Origin of the sequence: Mesorhizobium sp. M2E.F.Ca.ET.209.01.1.1 (genome assembly GCF_004010375.2) — a bacterium.
In the GTDB taxonomy this organism is placed as follows: Bacteria; Pseudomonadota; Alphaproteobacteria; order Rhizobiales; family Rhizobiaceae; genus Mesorhizobium.
The window spans coordinates 1-298 of sequence record NZ_SADP02001055.1 but is presented as its reverse complement, the minus strand read 5'-3'; the positions used below and the strand labels follow the sequence as shown (position 1 = coordinate 298).

1 protein-coding gene is annotated in these 298 nt (G+C 56.7%); it reads left to right on the top strand.

Annotated features, from left to right (window positions below):
• The coding region (locus tag EN852_RS41495; protein WP_189546629.1) for a hypothetical protein at positions 1-298 on the top strand (298 nt) is incomplete at both ends.

Sequence of the window (298 nt, the reverse complement as noted above, 5' to 3'; positions counted from 1 at the left end):
GCAGCACAGCTGCCGACCCTCGATTTCCCGCGCTACTTTCTGGTCAGTGCAACATTGCTGTTGCTTTGCGCGGGCGAGTTGCTTGCGCTCGGGTTCGCCGCCGCTGGCATATATCGGCTTGTTGCCGTCGGGGGGCTGGTGGCAATCCTAGCCGGCACGATGACGTTTCTGTTGCCATTCTACGAAAAGGAACGCGGATCCTATGCCGTCATCGTTGAGGAGATGACACGCAATGGCGCAACGAGCTACGCCAGCAATCAAGATTTTCGGATCGCGGTGATTGTCAACTATTTTGCCA